Raw genomic sequence first — 19,020 nt, 5'->3', positions numbered from 1 at the left:
CGCTTCAGGCAACATAACCGTTACGTCATCGCCGGCGGCAGGTTTCCCTCCGCCTGACGGCGGAGATAATCCTGTCACTCATCAACACCACGCCATCAATCGCGCGCGTCAGGCGGAGCAACGCTCTGGCATGACCCGGAAATGCTAAAGGTTCAGCACAGCTCCAGCTGAAGGTTGTTATCGGTAATCACCTTCAGTACGCCGGCGGGCGGCATCACATCGGTATAGACCGCATCAACCATGCTGATGCTGCCCATGTTGACCATCGCATTACGGCCAAATTTAGAATGGTCAACGACCAGCATCACGTGGCGGGAGTTTTCAATAATCGCCCGTTTGGTGCGCACTTCGTGGTAGTCAAACTCCAGCAGCGAGCCATCGCTGTCGATACCGCTGATGCCGAGAATGCCGAAATCAAGGCGAAACTGGGAGATAAAGTCCAGGGTGGCCTCACCGATAATACCGCCATCCCGGCTGCGCAGCTCGCCGCCGGCCAGGATAATGCGGAAGTCCTCTTTCACCATCAGCGTATTGGCGACGTTGAGGTTATTGGTGACGATGCGCAGGTCGTTATGGTTAAGCAGCGCGTGGGCCACCGCTTCCGGCGTGGTACCGATATCGATAAACAGCGTCGCGCCATCGGGGATTTCGCTCGCCACCTTGCGGGCGATGCGCTCTTTTTCCTGGGTCTGGGTCGATTTTCTGTCGTGCCAGGACGTATTCACCGAGCTGGACGGTAGCGCAGCGCCGCCGTGATGACGCAGAATCATTTTCTGATCGGCTAAATCATTCAGATCGCGGCGAATGGTCTGCGGGCTGACGGCAAACTGCTCGACAAGCTCTTCGGTACTGACGTATCCCTGTTTTTTTACCAGCTCGATAATCGCGTCATGACGTTGTGTTTGTTTCATGAAATATCCCTGGGAATCTCTACGTTCGTTTTCGCACATTCTGCGTATCAACAAACGCCATCGCCAGCCCGGTCACCAGACCGGCCACGTGCGCACCGTTCGCAATCGACATGCCGAAAACATCAAACCATCCAGCAATTAACCATACTAAAGAGAAGAGTATCAAGCCGCGCTGTAAATAAACGCCGCTCTGCGGATCGCGCTCGCCCCGTAGCCAGACATAGCCCATTAGCGCATAGACTACGCCGGAGAGTCCGCCAAACCACGGGCCGCTGAACTGATGCTGCACAAAGCCGCTCAGCAAAGCGGCGATCACCGTAATCACCACCAGCTTGCCGCTGCCGATGCGCTTTTCTACCGCTCCGCCGAGGTACCACCACCATAGCAGGTTGAACAGAATATGCATCAGCGAGAAGTGCATAAGCGCATGGCTAAAGTAGCGCCAGACTTCAAATTTCAGCGAAGGATCGTAGGGCCAGGCCAGCAGCAGCATGACCGGTTGATCGCCAATGACCGTTTGCAGGACAAAGACGGCGATGCAGGCGAAGAGCACGCCCCAGGTCACCGGCCCGGCGTTATGGCGAAGCGTCGCTAAAAAGGGAAAGCGCTGGTAGTGCAGCCCGCTATTGGTGTGCCCCGACTGCCAGCTGGCGGCGAGGTAACGCGGATCGGCGGGATTTTCCAGAAAGCGGGCCAGCTCGGCCTGTACGCGTCCGGCCTGGGACTCATCAGCCAGCCAGATATCGCTCTGCGTATGCTGCTGAATAGTCAGAATAATGCCCTGCGTCGCCATATAGTCGACAAACGCCTGGGCCACGCGCGGGTTGGCAAAAGAGGTAATCATTAACATGCAGCGGATCGCTTATTCCACACAAAGGGAGATATTATAGCCACAACCGGCGCTAACGCCTAAAGTGCGCCATGCGCGACTTCCGCCGGAAAATGCCGGTGCCAGGCATCAAACCCGCCGTCCACGCTGTAAACCTTGTCGTAACCCTGCTGCAGCAGATACTGCGCGGCGCCTTTGCTGCTATTGCCGTGATAGCACATCACCATGACCGCCGTATCAAAGTCGTTGTCGCGCATAAACGCGCCCAGCGTATCGTTGGTCAGATGGAATGCGCCCGGCGTGTGGCCCATCGCATAGCTTTGCGGGTCGCGAATATCGACCAGCACCGCCGTCTGCTGGTGCATTTTCTGGTGGGCTTCTTCTACGTTAATACATTCAAAGCGATCCATAAGCTCTCTTCTTTATATACGGATATACAGGCAGGCGGCGAAACGCCCTGGATTTTAGCGTCTAGTGTACAGCCTGGCGCTAAATAAACGCCAATATGTTACACGCATCACTCTGAAATGTTTTTTTGATGTTACCAATAGCGCGATTGTTTGCTATATTGAGCGATATCGAACATTTGTGAGCTTAAACGAAAGTGTAAGAGGTGGCGAGCGTGGAAACCAAAGATCTGATTGTGATAGGGGGAGGCATCAACGGTGCCGGTATCGCGGCAGACGCCGCAGGGCGTGGTTTATCCGTACTGATGCTGGAGGCAAGCGACCTTGCCTGCGCCACATCCAGCGCCAGCTCAAAGCTGATTCACGGCGGGCTGCGCTACCTTGAACACTATGAGTTCCGTCTGGTGAGCGAAGCGCTGGCCGAACGCGAAGTGTTGTTGAAAATGGCCCCGCATATCGCCTTCCCGATGCGCTTTCGTTTACCGCATCGCCCGCATCTGCGTCCGGCGTGGATGATCCGCATTGGCCTGTTTATGTACGATCATCTGGGCAAGCGCACCAGCTTACCCGGCTCAACCGGGTTGCGTTTTGGCACAGAATCGGTACTTAAACCTGAAATCGTGCGCGGTTTCGAATATTCCGACTGCTGGGTTGACGATGCGCGTCTGGTGCTGGCCAATGCCCAGATGGTTGTGCGTAAAGGCGGGGAAGTGCGCACGCGGACCCGCGCCATCTCGGCAAAACGTGAAAACGGTTTGTGGATTGTCGAAGCCGAAGATATTGATAGCGGCGAGAAGTTTACCTGGCAGGCGCGCGGTCTGGTTAACGCCACCGGCCCGTGGGTCAAACAGTTCTTCGACGAAGGGATGCATCTGCGCTCGCCGTACGGTATTCGCTTGATCAAGGGCAGCCATATCGTGGTGCCGCGCGTGCACACGCAGAAACAGGCCTACATCCTGCAAAATGAAGATAAACGCATTGTGTTTGTGATCCCGTGGATGGATGAATTTTCCATCATCGGCACCACCGACGTGGAGTATAAAGGCGATCCGAAAGCGGTAGCGATCGACGACAACGAAGTGAACTACCTGCTGAACGTCTATAACGCCCACTTTAAAAAGCCTCTCACGCGGGACGATATCGTCTGGACCTACTCCGGCGTGCGCCCGCTGTGCGACGATGAATCCGACTCGCCGCAGGCGATCACCCGCGATTACACTCTTGATATCCATGATGATAACGGGCAGGCGCCGCTGCTGTCGGTCTTTGGCGGCAAGCTGACCACCTATCGCAAGCTGGCCGAGCATGCGCTGGAGAAACTGACGCCTTACTACAAAGGCATCGGCCCGGCATGGACCAAAACCGCGGTGCTGCCCGGCGGCGATATCGGCAGCGACCGTGACGACTACGCGGCGAAACTGCGCCGCCGCTTTTCGTTTATCAGCGAATCGATGGCCCGCCATTACGCCCGCACCTACGGCAGCAACAGCGAGCTAATCCTTGATAAGGCGACCTCACTGGACGATCTGGGTGAGCATTTCGGCCATGAGTTTTTTGAAGCCGAACTGCGCTATCTGGTTGAGCACGAATGGGTTCGTTCGCTGGATGACGCGATCTGGCGTCGCACTAAACAAGGTATGTGGCTGAATGACGAGCAGCAGGCGCGCATCAGCGAGTGGCTGGCGCAGCACGCGGGAAAGTCTGAGCTGTCGCTGGCGTCGTAACACCGCAAACAGTAACGGGGCCTGCGGGCCCCGTTTTTTATGGCTAATCCGTTACAACCTTACCGGATCGATATGCCAGATATGGTCGGCATACTCTTTAATAGTGCGGTCAGAAGAGAAGTAGCCCATATTGGCGATATTCAGCATCGCTTTATTGGCCCACTCCTCCGGATGACGGTACAGCTCATCCACCTTATCCTGACAATCCACGTAGCTACGGTAATCCGCCAGAACCTGATAGTGGTCGCCGAAGTTAATCAGCGAATCCAGCAGGTCACGGTAGCGTCCCGGCTCCGATGGGCTGAACAGGCCGGTGCCGATCTGCGTCAGCGCCTGGTGCAGCTCTTCATCCTGCTCATAGTAATCACGCGGTTTGTAGCCGTTAGCCCGCAGGGCTTCAACCTCTTCCGCCGTATTACCGAAGATAAAGAAATTATCCGCCCCGACGTGCTCCTGCATCTCAACGTTAGCCCCGTCCAGGGTACCGATGGTTAACGCGCCGTTAAGCGCGAACTTCATGTTGCTGGTACCGGACGCCTCCGTCCCCGCCAGCGAGATCTGCTCGGAGAGATCCGCCGCCGGAATGATCAGCTGCGCGAGGCTTACGCTGTAGTTAGGAATGAACACCACTTTCAGCTTATCGCCAACGTCCGGATCGTTATTCACCACCGCCGCGACGTCATTGATTAAATGAATAATATGCTTCGCCATGTAGTAAGCCGAAGCCGCCTTGCCGGCGAAGATATTCACGCGCGGTACCCACTCGGCGTCGGGATCGGCCTTAATGCGATTGTAGCGGGTGATCACATGCAGCACGTTCATTAGCTGACGTTTGTACTCGTGAATACGCTTGATCTGCACATCGAACAGGGCTTTCGGGTTGACCACCACGTTAAGCTGCTGGCCGATGTAGTTCGCCAGCCGCTGCTTGTTTTCCAGCTTGGCCTGGCGCACCGCCTGGTTAACCTTCGGATAGTCAATATGCTGCTCCAGCTCCTTCAGCTGGCTTAAATCCGTACGCCAGGTGTGGCCGATATTTTCATCCAGCACTTTCGACAGCGGCGGATTCGCCAGCGCCAGCCAGCGGCGCGGAGTGACGCCGTTCGTGACGTTGGTAAAGCGCATCGGGAAGATTTTGGCAAATTCGGCAAACAGCGACTCGACCATCAGCCGGGAGTGCAGCTCCGACACGCCGTTGACCTTGTGGCTTACCACCACCGCCAGCCACGCCATGCGTACGCGACGCCCGTTAGACTCGTCGATAATCGACGTACGGCCCAGCATCGCCGTATCGTTGGGATACTGCTCCTGCAGGGTCTTCAGGAAGTAGTCATTAATCTCGAAAATAATCTGCAAATGACGCGGCAGGATTTTACCCAGCATATCGACGGGCCAGGTCTCCAGCGCTTCGCTCATCAGGGTATGGTTGGTATAGGAGAAGACCTGGCAGGTCACCTCGAACGCCTCATCCCAGCTAAACTTATGCTCGTCAATCAGCAGGCGCATCAGCTCCGGAATCGACAGCACCGGGTGCGTGTCGTTGAGGTGAATCGCGATTTTGTCCGCCAGATTGGCGTAGGTTTTATGCAGCTGGTAGTGACGGCTGAGGATATCCTGTACCGTCGCCGACACGAGGAAATACTCCTGGCGCAGGCGCAGCTCGCGCCCGGAATAGGTGGAGTCATCCGGATAGAGCACCCGCGACACGTTCTCGGAGTGGTTTTTATCTTCCACCGCCGCGAAGTAGTCGCCCTGGTTGAATTTACCGAGGTTGATCTCGCTGCTGGCCTGCGCGCTCCACAGACGCAGCGTGTTGGTGGCATCGGTGTCGAAACCCGGGATGATCTGATCGTAGGCTTCGGCAATAATCTCTTCGGTCTCCACCCAGCGGGAATGTTTACCTTCCTGCTGAATGCGGCCGCCGAAGCGCACTTTGTAGCGCGTATTGTGGCGCTCGAACTCCCACGGGTTGCCGTACTCCAGCCAGTAGTCCGGGGACTCTTTCTGCCGCCCGTCGACGATATTCTGCTTAAACATCCCGTAGTCGTAGCGAATACCGTAGCCGCGGCCCGGCAAACCCAGCGCCGCCAGCGAGTCGAGGAAGCAGGCAGCCAGACGACCAAGACCGCCGTTGCCCAGGCCCGGGTCGTTCTCTTCGTCAATCAGCTCTTCAAGATTCAGCCCCATCTCTTCCAGCGCGCTGTTCACGTCCTCATAAATACCGAGCGATAGCAGCGCGTTGGACAAGGTACGGCCAATCAAAAACTCCATCGACAGATAGTAAACCTGGCGCACTTCCTGAGAGAGCTGCGCCCGGTTTGAACGCAGCCAGCGCTCAACCATGCGATCGCGAACGGCGAACAGCGTGGCGTTGAGCCATTCATGTTTGTTAGCGATAGCCGGATCTTTGCCGATGATAAACATCAGCTTATAAGCAATAGAGTGCTTTAACGCCTCAACGCTCAGGGTGGGTGATGAGTAGCTAAAAGGTACATTCATAGCTTTGGCTCCTGGTTACAGCAAGCGTTGATAAAGTTCGCGGTAAGAATTTGCGGCAACCTGCCAGCTAAAATCCATATTCATCGCCTGACGCTGGACGTAGCGCCAGAGCGACGGGCGCGACCACAGGACGAATGTGCGTCGAATAGCCCGCAGCAGCGACAAAGCGTTGCTATCTTCAAAAACAAAGCCGGTAGCCAGACCGTCGGCGAGATTCTCCAGCGAGCAATCGGACACGGTGTCCGCCAGTCCGCCGGTACGCCGCACCAGCGGTAGCGTGCCGTACTTCAGGCCGTACAGCTGGGTTAAGCCGCACGGTTCAAAACGGCTGGGCACCAGAATCACATCGGCGCCGCCCATAATGCGGTGCGAGAAGGCTTCATGGTAGCCAATCTGTACGCCGACCTTGCCCGGATGCTCGGCCGCGGCGGCCAGGAAGCCCTCCTGCAGCACCGGATCGCCCGCCCCCAGCAGCGCCAGCTGACCGCCCTGCTCCAGCAGGCCCGGCAGCGCCTCAAGCACCAGGTCCAGCCCCTTCTGGCTGGTCAAACGGCTGACAACGGCAAACAGCGGCGCTTTGTCATCCACCTTCAGCCCCATGGCGATTTGCAGCTGGCGTTTGTTTTCCGCTTTATCTTCCAGCCGATCGCGATCGTAGCGCGCGGCCAGCAGCAGGTCGCTTTCCGGATTCCAGATATGGTCATCCACCCCGTTGAGGATCCCGGAAAGGCGGCCCTCATGCTGCCGCTGACGCAGCAGCCCTTCCATGCCGTAAGCGAACTGCGGCTCGGTGATTTCGCGCGCATAGGTCGGGCTGACCGCCGTAATATGGTCGGCGTAGTAGAGCCCCGCCTTCAGAAAGGAGATCTGGCCGTTAAATTCAAGGCCATGAACGTTGTAGAACGACCACGGCAGCTCAATGTCGTTCATATGCCACGAGTAGAACATCCCCTGGTAGGCCAGGTTATGCACCGTAAAGACCGACTTAGCCGGGTGGCCGCGCGCCGCCAGATAGGCCGGCGTCAGGCCCGCATGCCAGTCGTGGGCGTGAACAACGTCAGGGCGCCAGAAAGGATCCAGGCCGCAGGCCATCTCGCTACCGACCCATCCCAGCAGCGCAAAGCGCAGCACGTTGTCGGTATAGGCGTGCTGATTGGTATCGTGGTAAGGGCTCCCTGGGCGATCGTAGAGATGCGGGGCATCAATCAAATAGATGCCCACGCCGTTAAAGTGACCGAACAGCAAAGTGATGCGCCCGGCAAACGTCTCCCGGCGCGTCACCACCTGCGCATCCGTCACGCCGCGGCGGATATCAGGAAATGCGGGCAGCAGTACGCGCGTGTCGACGCCCCCGGCAATTTGCGCTGCAGGCAGCGCGCCGATCACATCCGCCAGTCCACCGGTTTTTAACAGCGGGAACATCTCTGAACATACATGTAATACCTGCATTAGCGCTCCTGTGGATACCCCAATTTCCGCAGCATGTCGCGGGTGACCAGCACGATACCTTCCTCCGAGCGGTAGAAACGGCGTGCATCCTCTTCCGCGTTCTCCCCAACAACCATACCTTCCGGGATCACGCAGGCGCGGTCAATAATGCAGCGACGCAGGCGGCACGAACGGCCAACCCAAACCTCTGGCAACAAGACTGCCGAATCAATATTACAGAATGAATTCACCCGCACGCGCGGGAACAGCACCGACTGCACAACCACCGAACCGGAGATAATACAGCCGCCTGAAACCAGCGAGTTCAGGGTCATCCCGTGGCTGCCCGAGCGGTCCTGGACGAATTTTGCCGGAGGCAAAGGCTCCATATGGGTGCGAATCGGCCAGTTCTGATCGTACATGTCCAGTTCCGGGGTCACCGAAGCCAGATCGAGGTTGGCTTTCCAGTACGCTTCCAGAGTCCCGACATCACGCCAGTAGGGCTCAGACTGCGGATCGGACTGCACGCAGGAAAGCGGGAAAGGATGTGCATAAGCCATGCCAGCTTTGGTGATTTTCGGAATGATGTCTTTACCAAAATCGTGGCTGGAGCTTTCATCGCTGTCGTCTTCTTCCAGAAGCTCATAAAGGTAATCCGCGTCAAAGACATAGATACCCATACTCGCCAGCGATTTGCTGGCATCGCCCGGCATCGCTGGCGGATTAGCCGGTTTTTCGACGAAATCGATAATCTTATCGCTCTCGTCCACCGCCATGACCCCGAACGCCCGTGCTTCTTCAATAGGCACCGGCATACAGGCCACGGTGCAACGCGCGCCTTTTTCGACGTGATCGATAAGCATGCGCGAGTAGTCTTGTTTGTAAATATGGTCGCCCGCGAGGATAACGACGTACTCCGCCTTGTAACGACGAATGATGTCGAGGTTCTGCGTCACCGCATCCGCCGTGCCGCGATACCAGTTTTCCCCCTGCATCCTTTGCTGGGCGGGCAGCAGGTCAACAAACTCGTTCATCTCTTCATTGAAGAACGACCAGCCGCGCTGGATATGCTGCACCAGCGTATGCGATTGATACTGGGTGATGACGCCGATGCGTCGAATGCCTGAGTTAATACAGTTAGATAACGCAAAATCGATAATGCGGAACTTGCCGCCGAAATGGACAGCAGGTTTCGCGCGTTTATTGGTCAGATCCTTCAGACGGGTACCACGTCCCCCGGCAAGGATCAGCGCAACGGATTTGATCGGCAACTGACGCGCCAGCATCAATGGATCGTTCTTTTCTACCCCAACCATAATTAACTCCTTTTTTACTCCCCAGCTTGCCTGCCCTTCTCGTCGCGCCGCCGCTTCGAGACCAACCGGAAGCCCCGAGGTTACGACCTTTGAAATACGCACACTCCGTGCGCGGGCCCATGCCAGACAGCTATAGTGACCGGATTATCCTCTCCGGCGAAAGGTGGAATGGCGCGCCATTCCCCCGCGGGTAAAACCATCTCTGCCACCTCGGCGGTGGCGTTGAGCGCCATCAGCCAGCGATCGGACAATATGATCTGCATACGCGGCGCACCGTGCTGCCATTCATCGGCGGACAGCGGCTGCGCATGTTGGTTTAACCAGCGAACGCTGCCGTCTCCCTCCTGCCACCAGCGATTCTCGGTTAAAGCCGGAACGCGCTGGCGCAGATGAATCAACGCGGCGGTGAACGCGGTCAGCCCGCGGTTAGTATGGTTCCAGTCCAGCCAGGTCAACGCATTGTCCTGACAGTAAGCATTGTTGTTGCCATGCTGGCTGTGACCGTGTTCGTCACCCGCCAGCAGCATCGGCGTTCCCTGCGCCAGCAGTAGCGTCGCCAGAAGAGCGTGAACGCTGGCACGGCGCCGTTCAATCACGGCAAGACTCCCTTCTAATCCTTCTATACCATTATTGTTGCTGTAGTTATTGTTAGTCCCATCGCGATTCTCCTCCCCGTTTGCCTCATTATGTTTCTGATTGAAACAAACGCAGTCGCGCAGGGTGAAACCATCGTGCGCGGTGACCAGGTTAACCGCCGCCGAAGGCGCTCTGCCGTTACGCTGAAAAACGTCGCTGGATGCGGCAAAACGCTGAGCGAAGTCGCCCAGCGAGACGTTCTGCTGCAGCCAGAATCGACGCGCGGTATCGCGGAAATGGTCGTTCCACTCGGCGAACAGCGGCGGAAAGTTACCCACCTGGTAGCCGCCCGGGCCGATATCCCAGGGTTCCGCGATCAGCTTGACCTCAGCCAGACGCGGGTCGTTACGGATGGCCTCAAACAGCGGCGCATCCTGACGAAACGCCGGCGTCCGCCCCATCACCGAGGCGAGGTCGAAACGAAAGCCGTCGACGTGGCACTCGTCAACCCAAAAGCGCAGGCACTGGCGGGCATACTCCACCACGCCGGGGTGGCTGAGGTTGAGGGTGTTCCCGCAGCCGGTCCAGTTGTGGTAATCGCCGTCTTCCCTGATCCAATAATAGCTACGGTTATCGATTCCGCGCAGGGAGAAGGTCGGCCCTTCCAGGTCTATCTCCGCGCTATGGTTCAGCACCACGTCAAGGATCACTTCGATGCCCGCCGCATGTAGCGCTTTTACCGCATCGCGAAACTCGTTTAACGCCTGCTCCGGCGCGCTGGCGTAGCGCGTGTCGAGGGCGAAAATCGCCAGCGGGTTGTAGCCCCAATAGTTGCTTAACCCCATCCGCTGAAGGCGCGGTTCGCTGGCGAACTGCGCCACCGGCATTAACTCTAGTGCAGTAATGCCCAGCATGCGGAAGTAATCGATCATCACCGGATGACCGAGCGCTTTATAGGTGCCGCGGATATTCTCCGGCAGATCGGGGTGCAGATACGTCAGCCCCTTGACGTGGGCTTCATAAATCACCGTCTGGCCCCACGGCGTGCGCGGCGGCTTATCGCCGCGCCAGTCGTAATGCAGGTCGATCACCCGCGACTTCGGCGCTATCGCCGCGCTGTCGCGACGATCGGGAACGCGATCGCCGCCGTGGAGACGTTCATCGTCAGGCAACCCGCCGTCTACCTGATGGCAGCAGGGGTCAAGCAGCAGCTTCGCCGGGTTGAAGCGGTGCCCTTGCGCTGGGTCCCAGGGCCCGTGGACGCGGTAGCCGTAGCGCAGGCCAGGACCGACATCGGCGAGCCAGCCGTGCCAGATATCGCCGCTGCGCGCGGGCAGGTCGACGCGTCGCTCATTGCCCTGCTCGTCAAACACGCAGAGTTCCACCCGCTCCGCATGGGCGGAAAAGAGCGCGAAATTCACGCCCTTACCGTCGTAGCTGGCCCCTAAAGGCGCGGGCTTTCCTGCCGTGAGTGCGATCATTGCGCCTCCCGCACCAGCCACACCGTCGCCAGCGGCGGCAGCGTAATGGAGAGGGAGTGTTCACGACCGTGGCTGGCGATCGGGTCGCTCTCAACGACGCCGCCGTTGCCGGTGTTGCTGCCGTGGTAATGCATGGAGTCGGTGTTGAGCTCTTCACGCCAGCGGCCGGGCTGGTTGATGCCAAAGCGATACTCATGACGCGGGACCGGGGTGAAGTTGCTGGCGACGATAATTTCATTGCCCGCCCTGTCGCGACGAACAAAGATAAATACCGAACGCTCATGGTCGTCCACCACCAGCCATTCGAAGCCGTAGGGATCGAAATCCAGCTCGTGCAGCGCTTTATGGTGACGATAGGTATGGTTGAGGTCGCGCACCAGCCGCTGGACGCCGTGGTGCCAGTTATCGCCGCCTTCCAGCAGATGCCAGTCGAGGCTTGCGTCGTGGTTCCATTCGCGCCCCTGAGCAAACTCATTGCCCATAAACAGCAGCTTTTTACCCGGGAAGGCAAACAGCCAGCCGTAGTAGGCGCGCAGGTTAGCGAACTTCTGCCAGGCGTCGCCCGGCATGCGGTCGAGTATCGATTTTTTGCCGTGCACCACTTCATCATGAGAGAGCGGCAGGACAAAGTTTTCGGTGTAGTTGTAGAGCATACCGAAGGTCATCTTGTCGTGATGATGACGGCGATGCACCGGGTCCAGCTTCATGTAGTCGAGGGTGTCGTGCATCCAGCCGAGGTTCCACTTGAACCAGAAACCCAGCCCGCCGGTGGAGGAAGGACGGGAAACGCCGGGAAAATCGGTCGACTCTTCCGCCATGGTTACCGCGCCCGGCGTCTGTTCGCCCAGCACGCGGTTGGTATTGCGCAGAAACTCAATCGCTTCAAGGTTTTCCCGACCGCCGAATTCGTTCGGCACCCACTCGCCCTGCTTGCGGCTGTAGTCGCGATAAATCATCGACGCCACCGCATCAACCCGCAGCGCGTCAATGCCGAAGCGTTCGATCCAGTACAGCGCATTGCCGACCAGGTAATTGCTGACCTCGCGGCGGCCGTAGTTGTAAATCAGGGTGTTCCAGTCCTGATGGTAGCCTTCGCGCGGGTCGCTATGTTCATACAGCGAGGTGCCGTCAAACGAGGCGAGCGCAAAATCATCCGCCGGAAAATGGCCAGGCACCCAGTCCAGAATCACGTTCAGGCCCGCGGCGTGCGCGGCGTTGATAAAGTAGCGGAAATCCTCCCGGGTACCGAAGCGACGGGTGGGCGCGTACAGCCCGGTCGGCTGATAGCCCCAGCTGCCGTCAAACGGATGCTCGTTCACCGGCAGCAGTTCGAGGTGGGTAAAGCCCATCCATTTGGCATACGGGACCAGCTGGTCGGCAAGCTCGCGATAGCTCAGCCAGAAGTTATTATCGGTGTGGCGGCGCCAGGAGCCGAGGTGCACTTCATAAATCGAGATCGGCGCATCAAACTGGTTAGCCTGCTTGCGCTCCGGCGGCTGTGCGACCTTTTCCGGCAGCCCGCAGATGAGCGAGGCGCTCTCCGGACGCATTTGCGCTTCAAAAGCGTAAGGGTCGGACTTCACCCGCAGGTTGCCGTGGGCATCGATAAGCTCGAATTTATACAGCTGGCCGTTCAGCGCGCCGGGAACAAACAGCTCCCAGATGCCGGACTCTTTACGCAGGCGCATCGGGTGGCGGCGGCCGTCCCAGTAGTTAAACTGCCCGACGACCGATACCCGGCGGGCATTCGGCGCCCATACGGAGAAACGCGTACCGACCACGCCGTCCATGGTATCGGCATGCGCGCCCAGCGTTTCATAAGGACGCAGATGCGTGCCTTCCGACAGCAGCCAGACATCGAGATCCTGCAACAGCGGACCAAAACGGTACGGGTCATCAATCAGGTTCTGCTGCCCGTGCCAGGTGACGGCCAGCTGATAGCGAAAAGGATTTTTACGACGCGGCAGAACGCCGCTGAAGAAACCGCGCGAGTCGAGGCATTCCAGCTTGCCGACTTTGCGTCCGGTTTTTGGTTCAATGACCCACACATCGGTGGCATCGGGTAATAATGCACGAACTTCCAGCCCGGCGTCGGTGTAATGCATGCCAAGCACGGAAAAAGGATCCGCAAAATGGCCGGCGATAAGCGCATTAATCACGTCCTTATCAATACGATTAGACATGGTTTCATCCTGTTGTAGGTGTCGCCCTTTCCTGTATCCGGCGACTTTTTTTTGACCTGAACGGCGCAGCACGTTATGCGTCCCCCTGCTCCGTCCCACCTTCAGGTAAGGAGACATCGTGACTCCTTACTTAAAGCATAGCCAAGGCTGAGTTACCTCCGTTGGGAAAAATCTAACATTCGCGTTTACTCCTTGTATTACGCAAAAAAAAGGGGTGTTTCAACACCCCTTTTCTCATCTTGTGACGACTACGCCAGCTGTCTTAGCATGCGGCGGAGCGGCTCGGCGGCCCCCCACAGCAGCTGGTCACCAACGGTGAAGGCCGACAGATACTCCGGCCCCATGTTCAGTTTACGCAGGCGACCCACCGGGGTGGTAAGGGTGCCGGTAACGGCAGCCGGAGTCAGCTCACGCATGGTGATATCACGATCGTTCGGTACCACTTTGGCCCACGGGTTATGCGCGGCCAGCAGTTCCTCAACGGTCGGAATAGAAACATCTTTTTTCAGCTTGATGGTGAACGCCTGGCTATGGCAGCGCAGCGCGCCAACGCGAACGCACAGGCCGTCTACCGGAATCGGTGAGGCGGTCGCGAGAATTTTGTTGGTCTCCGCCTGGCCTTTCCACTCTTCACGGCTCTGGCCGTTATCCAGCTGTTTGTCGATCCATGGGATCAGGCTGCCCGCCAGAGGAACGCCAAAGTTGTCTACCGCCAGCTCGCCGCTGCGGGTCAACGAGGTGACCTTGCGTTCAATATCCAGGATCGCGGAAGCCGGATCCGCCAGCTCAGCCGCAACATGGCTGTGCAGCTGGCCCATCTGGGTCAGCAGCTCGCGCATATGCCGCGCACCGCCGCCGGAAGCCGCCTGATAAGTCGCCACGCTAACCCACTCAACCAGATCCTGAGCAAACAGGCCGCCGAGAGACATCAGCATCAGGCTGACGGTACAGTTGCCGCCGACAAAGGTTTTAACGCCGTTGTTCAGACCTGCGGTGATAACGTCCTGGTTCACCGGGTCGAGAATGATGATGGCGTCGTCTTTCATGCGCAGCGAAGAGGCGGCGTCAATCCAGTAGCCCTGCCAGCCGCTTTCACGCAGCTTCGGGTAAATATCGTTGGTGTAATCGCCGCCCTGACACGTGACAATAATGTCCAGCGCCTTCAGTGCTTCCAGATCGAATGCATCCTGAAGCGTGCCACCGGTACTGCCACCAAAAGATGGAGCAGGCTGCCCCAGCTGGGAGGTGGAGAAAAAAACAGGGCGAATGGCATCAAAATCGCGCTCTTCAACCATGCGTTGCATGAGGACAGAGCCGACCATTCCGCGCCAGCCGATAAAACCAACATTTTTCATAACGTATTCCTGCGAGGTGTGTGCTGTTTGTTCCAGGCCAGTTTCCTACTGGTTAGTCCTTCACATTACAAAATGCAGCTAAAGTCGCAAGTGAAATTAATCAATGATTGCCAGGCAATCAGTAACGTAACTAATTTTGCATAGCGGCAGCCGTCGCTGGCCCCCCGGAATACCCTAATAATTATCAGGGAATTTATATCGCGAAGGAAATATTTTCCGCCGCTATTTTATTGATCAGGATTATGGATTACGGCAGAAATTCGGTTGTTTTACTCTTGCTAACCAAACCGGTTAAAGCCAGGCGTGGCGCGGGTTTGTGAGCCGTATGACGTTTATCGTATTTCTGATAGTGGCAGATCGGGAGAGGGGTAAAGCTAAGGGTTTTCGATATAAGTAGAGCGGAAAAATTAACCCGGCATCGCCTCGCTCCGCCGGGTGTTTCACTTTGTCTTTTAACTCAATAGAGTAAACGCAATCATGCCGACAATCGCCCCGACGGTGCCGAGGATGGTTTCCATCATCGTCCAGGTCTTCAGCGTTTGCGCTTCGGTCGCGCCGGTAAACTTACCGAACAGCCAGAAGCCCGCGTCGTTAACGTGGCTGACGACAATAGAGCCGCCGGCGATGCAGATAGAGAGCGCCGCCATCTGCGCGCCGCTGTAGTGCAGCTGTTCGATAACCGGCATCACCAGCCCGACTGCCGTCAGGCAGGCAACGGTCGCGGAACCCTGAATAATACGCACCGCCGCCGCCAGCACGAAGCAGGTGATGGCAATCGGCAGGCCCATACCGGTTAACGCTTCACCGAGGGCAGGGCCTACGCCGGAGTCGACCAGCACCTGTTTAAACACCCCGCCCGCACCGATGACCAGCAGGATGATGCCCGCAGGCTGGAGCGCATGACCGCAAATCTCCATCACCCGATCTTTAGCCATTCCCTGACGTACCGCCAGACCATAGATAGCCACCAGGCACGCCACCAGAATCGCGGTAAACGGATGGCCGATAAACTCAAACCATTCGTAAGCGGTAGAACCTTCCGGCACAAAGCGCGCGGCGATGGTTTTCAGGCCAACCAGCACCAGCGGCAGCAGAATCAGCGACAGGCTGAAGCCGAACGACGGCATTTTGCCTTCGCCGAGGTGTGGCTCGCTAATATCGTCCGGAATGTGCAGCTCAACGTAACGGCTGATGAAGTTACCCCACAGCGGCCCGGCAATAATCATCCCCGGGATAGCGGCGCACAGGCCAATCAGGATCATCCAGCCAAAGTCGGCGTGCATCTGCGAGGCCAGCAGCATCGGCGCAGGCCCCGGTAGCAGGAACGCGGCCGCGGCGGCTACGCCAGCAAACAGCGGGATCACCAGCTTCACAAGGTTGGTGCCGGTATGGCGCGCCATTGAGAAAGCCACGCTGATCAGCAGCACGATCGCCACTTCAAAAAACAGCGGCAGCGCGCAGATAAGCCCGGCCAGGCCTATCGCATAGTGGGCGCGATTGTGGCCGAAAGATTTCAGCATCTTAACGGCAATCTGGTCGACCGCGCCGGTTTCATGCAGGATCTTACCGAACATAGCCCCCAGCGCGACGACGATAGCCAGAAAGCCCAGCGTGCCGCCCATGCCTTTTTCCATCGTCGCCGCGATCTTGTCCAACGGCATTCCGGAAAAAAGCCCTGCTCCAATAGAAACCACCATCAAAGCCACGAAGGCATGCATACGCGCCTTCATCACTAAAAACAGCAGCAGCAAAACGGAGCCGACTGCTGTTAAAACAAGCGTTAATGTACTCACTATTTACTGCCTTTGTTGATCACCTCAATGGTGCTGGCGACCACGCCTTCCAATGACTGGTCGATATCGACGATTAACACATCGCTTTCATCCGCGCCCGGTTCCTGCAGCGTCTCAAACTGCGTAACCAGCATCTGAGTCTTAAAGAAGTGGCCTTTACGCGCCTTCAGACGTTGTTCGATAACCGCAAAATCACCTTTCAGATAGATAAAGGAGAGGTTCGGGTTACCTTTACGCAGGATGTCGCGATAGCTCTTTTTCAACGCGGAGCAGACAATCAGCGACACTTTATTGGTGCGCTGCATAGCAAAGGCGGCATCGTTCAGCGCCTGCAGCCACGGGGTGCGGTCGTCATCATTTAACGGTTCGCCGGAAGCCATCTTGTTGATATTGCTGCGCGGATGCAGAAAGTCGCCGTCGAGAAACGCGGCGTGCAGTTGATGCGCCACTTCGCTGGCGACAGCGGATTTCCCGCTGCCGGAAACGCCCATCAGGACATAGATGTGGTGATCATGGTTAGTCGTGCTCAAAGCTTCCTCCCACTGGACACATACGCGCAGCCTGGCAGCGTTTAACGGCGTGGAATACTGGCGTACAGGTTAATTGTTACGGGTAACTGTTATCGGTAACATTGTCATGCCGGAGTTGTGGAGAAGCAATAACCATTCGTGCCAGATGTGAATATGTGTGATCTACTTCAAATTTGTCAGTTTAAATAGATCCGCCCGGTGACAATGTGAAACCTAAATCTAACATCTTAGGCGTCACCGCTTCACCGCGAATACGCGCCAGCAGACGTTCAGCGCCAATCCGCCCCATCCGCTCGCGCGGCGTCAGCACGCTGGCCAGGCGCGGCTCCATCACCTGGCCGATATCGTGGCCGTGGAAACCGGCAATCGCCATATCGTCAGGGATTTTAAGCCCCAGCCGCTGGCACTCAAACGCCGCGCCGACCGCAAGGTCATCGTTGGTACAGAAAATGCCGTCAAGCTGCGGATATTCGCGACGCGCCTGGCGCATCAGCTCAATCCCCGATGAATAAGAGGAAGACTGCTCAACCATCACGCTGTAGGGCGTCATTCCGGCATCAAGCATCGCCTGCTCATACCCCTTCTGTTTGATGATAGTACGTTCATCAAGACGTGCGCCAAGATAGGCAACGTGACGATGGCCATGATTGATAATCGCCGCGGTCATCTGCCGGGCCGCTTCAAAGTTATCAAAGCCGACGGCGATATCGAGGCACGGCGACTGGCTGTCCATCAGCTCCACAACCGGGATACCCGCCACTTCAATCATCTTCAGGGTGCGCGGCGTATGGGTTCGTTCGGTAAGGATCAGGCCGTCAATATTCCAGGAAAGCATGGATTCCAGGCGTTTTTCTTCCATTTCCGGCTTATAGCCGTAGTGCGCCAGCATCGTCTGGTAACCGAAAGAGTCGGTCACGCTTTCAATACCGCGCAGCACTTCTGAGAAAACCTGGTTAGTTAACGAGGGCAGCAGCACGCCAATAGCGCGGCTGGTGGCATTCGAGAGGATGTCGGGGGCGCGATTAGGAATATAACCCAGTTCATCGAGAGCAACGGCTATCTTGCCACGCAGCGCTTCGGAAACCTGTTCCGGGTTACGTAAGTAGCGACTGACCGTCATTTTGGTCACGCCGACAAGATCGGCTACATCCTGAAGTACGGGTCTTTTCTTTTTCATCGTCCTGACTGCGATCAACGGGGAAACATTTTCTCAGTTTATCACGGACAAAGCGCAACCTTCCCTAACATCAGGGAAGGTTGCGCAATTTATTTAGACCCGATCGGAGAACGATCAGACGGGCGGCAGATCGAACAGCAGAATTTCGCTATCGCCGTCGGCGTGTACGGAAATCGCCTGCTCGTCCCAAATGGCCAGGCCATCGCTGGTGGTGGCCTTCGTTCCGTTGATGGTGACTTCACCTTTCACCACCTGGATCCACACCCGCCGTTCAGCGGCAATCTGGTGCACCGACTGCTCGTCTTTCAGCAGCGCCCAGCGGTACAGTTCCATATCCTGGTACACCTTCAGCGAACCTTCGCGGGCATCCGGCGACAGCACCAGCTGCTTGCCCTGCGCGGCGTCAAAGCGGCGCTGTTCGTAGCGCGGCGTGATGCCATTTTTTTCCGGCATAATCCAGATCTGGTACAGATGCAGTTTTTCCGTGTTGCTTGGGTTGTACTCCGAGTGACGAATCCCGGTACCCGCGCTCATGATCTGGAACTCACCCGCCGGCACCTGCTCTTTATTCCCCATGCTGTCCTGGTGCTCAACGGCCCCTTCCAGCACGTAGGTCAGAATTTCCATATCTTTATGCGGATGGGTACCGAAGCCCTGGCCTGCATCAATCACGTCGTCATTGATCACCCGCAGCGCCGAGAAGCCCATGAAGTTAGGGTCGTAATAGTTAGCGAAAGAGAAAGTATGCCAGGAATCCAGCCAGCCGTGGTTAGCGTGGCCGCGTTCGTTAGCTTTGCGTAAGTAGATCATG

General features: G+C 57.2%; 14 protein-coding genes. 1 reads left to right on the top strand and 13 read right to left on the bottom strand.

The genetic code is table 11. From position 1 onward, the window contains the following. Positions 1 to 152 precede the first annotated feature (152 nt). Genes FQK12_RS20540 through glpE form a run of 3 tightly spaced genes read right to left on the bottom strand, consistent with a single transcriptional unit; the run spans position 153 to position 2,150 of the window. Positions 153 to 911 (bottom strand): DeoR/GlpR family transcriptional regulator, encoded by a 759-nt coding sequence (locus tag FQK12_RS20540; protein ID WP_004106478.1) that lies wholly within the window; start codon positions 909 to 911, stop codon positions 153 to 155. Positions 912 to 930: 19 nt separating this feature from the next. Further along, the gene (gene glpG / locus FQK12_RS20535; protein WP_014227070.1) at positions 931 to 1,761 is read right to left on the bottom strand and encodes a rhomboid family intramembrane serine protease GlpG; all 831 of its coding nucleotides are present in this window, start codon (positions 1,759 to 1,761) and stop codon (positions 931 to 933) included. Positions 1,762 to 1,820: 59 nt separating this feature from the next. Next, positions 1,821 to 2,150 (bottom strand): thiosulfate sulfurtransferase GlpE, encoded by a 330-nt coding sequence (glpE, locus tag FQK12_RS20530; RefSeq protein WP_004126086.1) that lies wholly within the window; start codon positions 2,148 to 2,150, stop codon positions 1,821 to 1,823. Positions 2,151 to 2,362: 212 nt separating this feature from the next. On the opposite strand from glpE, the gene glpD reads away from it, so the two are divergent. Beyond that, positions 2,363 to 3,871: a glycerol-3-phosphate dehydrogenase gene (gene glpD / locus FQK12_RS20525; RefSeq protein WP_004854978.1), complete on the top strand. Its 1,509-nt coding sequence runs from the start codon at positions 2,363 to 2,365 to the stop codon at positions 3,869 to 3,871. A gap of 51 nt (positions 3,872 to 3,922) precedes the next feature. Here the strand turns inward: glpD and glgP are convergent, their stop codons facing one another. The 10 genes from glgP to FQK12_RS20470 form a co-directional block, all read right to left on the bottom strand. Further along, entirely contained in the window at positions 3,923 to 6,370 is a 2,448-nt protein-coding gene (gene glgP, locus FQK12_RS20520; protein WP_014227071.1) for a glycogen phosphorylase, read from the bottom strand. Positions 6,371 to 6,385: 15 nt separating this feature from the next. After that, positions 6,386 to 7,819 carry a glycogen synthase GlgA gene (gene glgA / locus FQK12_RS20515; protein ID WP_014227072.1) on the bottom strand — a complete coding sequence of 478 codons (1,434 nt, stop codon included), beginning with the start codon at positions 7,817 to 7,819 and terminating at the stop codon, positions 6,386 to 6,388. After that, positions 7,819 to 9,114 carry a glucose-1-phosphate adenylyltransferase gene (gene glgC, locus FQK12_RS20510; protein WP_004106488.1) on the bottom strand — a complete coding sequence of 432 codons (1,296 nt, stop codon included), beginning with the start codon at positions 9,112 to 9,114 and terminating at the stop codon, positions 7,819 to 7,821. The genes glgA and glgC overlap by 1 nt, the downstream gene beginning before the upstream one ends. 80 nt (positions 9,115 to 9,194) lie before the next feature. Beyond that, positions 9,195 to 11,171, bottom strand: a complete 1,977-nt coding sequence (gene glgX / locus FQK12_RS20505; protein WP_014227073.1) for a glycogen debranching protein GlgX — start codon at positions 11,169 to 11,171, stop codon at positions 9,195 to 9,197. Next, complete coding sequence (glgB, locus tag FQK12_RS20500; RefSeq protein ID WP_014227074.1) at positions 11,168 to 13,354, bottom strand: 1,4-alpha-glucan branching enzyme; 2,187 nt, start codon at positions 13,352 to 13,354, stop codon at positions 11,168 to 11,170. Before glgB ends, glgX begins: the two co-directional genes overlap by 4 nt. Positions 13,355 to 13,602: 248 nt before the next feature. Then, complete coding sequence (gene asd, locus FQK12_RS20495; protein ID WP_004854992.1) at positions 13,603 to 14,709, bottom strand: aspartate-semialdehyde dehydrogenase; 1,107 nt, start codon at positions 14,707 to 14,709, stop codon at positions 13,603 to 13,605. A 452-nt stretch (positions 14,710 to 15,161) separates the two neighbouring features. After that, positions 15,162 to 16,502: a gluconate transporter gene (gene gntU / locus FQK12_RS20485; protein ID WP_014227075.1), complete on the bottom strand. Its 1,341-nt coding sequence runs from the start codon at positions 16,500 to 16,502 to the stop codon at positions 15,162 to 15,164. Beyond that, positions 16,502 to 17,032, bottom strand: a complete 531-nt coding sequence (gene gntK, locus FQK12_RS20480) for a gluconokinase (protein ID WP_014227076.1) — start codon at positions 17,030 to 17,032, stop codon at positions 16,502 to 16,504. Before gntK ends, gntU begins: the two co-directional genes overlap by 1 nt. Positions 17,033 to 17,213: 181 nt before the next feature. Next, positions 17,214 to 18,209 carry a gluconate operon transcriptional repressor GntR gene (gene gntR / locus FQK12_RS20475; RefSeq protein ID WP_004106498.1) on the bottom strand — a complete coding sequence of 332 codons (996 nt, stop codon included), beginning with the start codon at positions 18,207 to 18,209 and terminating at the stop codon, positions 17,214 to 17,216. A gap of 114 nt (positions 18,210 to 18,323) precedes the next feature. Then, the gene (locus tag FQK12_RS20470) at positions 18,324 to 19,019 is read right to left on the bottom strand and encodes a pirin family protein (protein ID WP_004855003.1); all 696 of its coding nucleotides are present in this window, start codon (positions 19,017 to 19,019) and stop codon (positions 18,324 to 18,326) included. Between the last annotated feature and the right edge of the window lies 1 nt (position 19,020).

The sequence above is a fragment of the Klebsiella sp. ME-303 genome (genome assembly GCF_007910085.1).
In the GTDB taxonomy this organism is placed as follows: domain Bacteria; phylum Pseudomonadota; class Gammaproteobacteria; order Enterobacterales; family Enterobacteriaceae; genus Klebsiella; species Klebsiella michiganensis.
The sequence above is the reverse complement of the archived record's forward strand: the minus strand, read 5'-3'. Positions and strand labels throughout refer to the sequence as shown.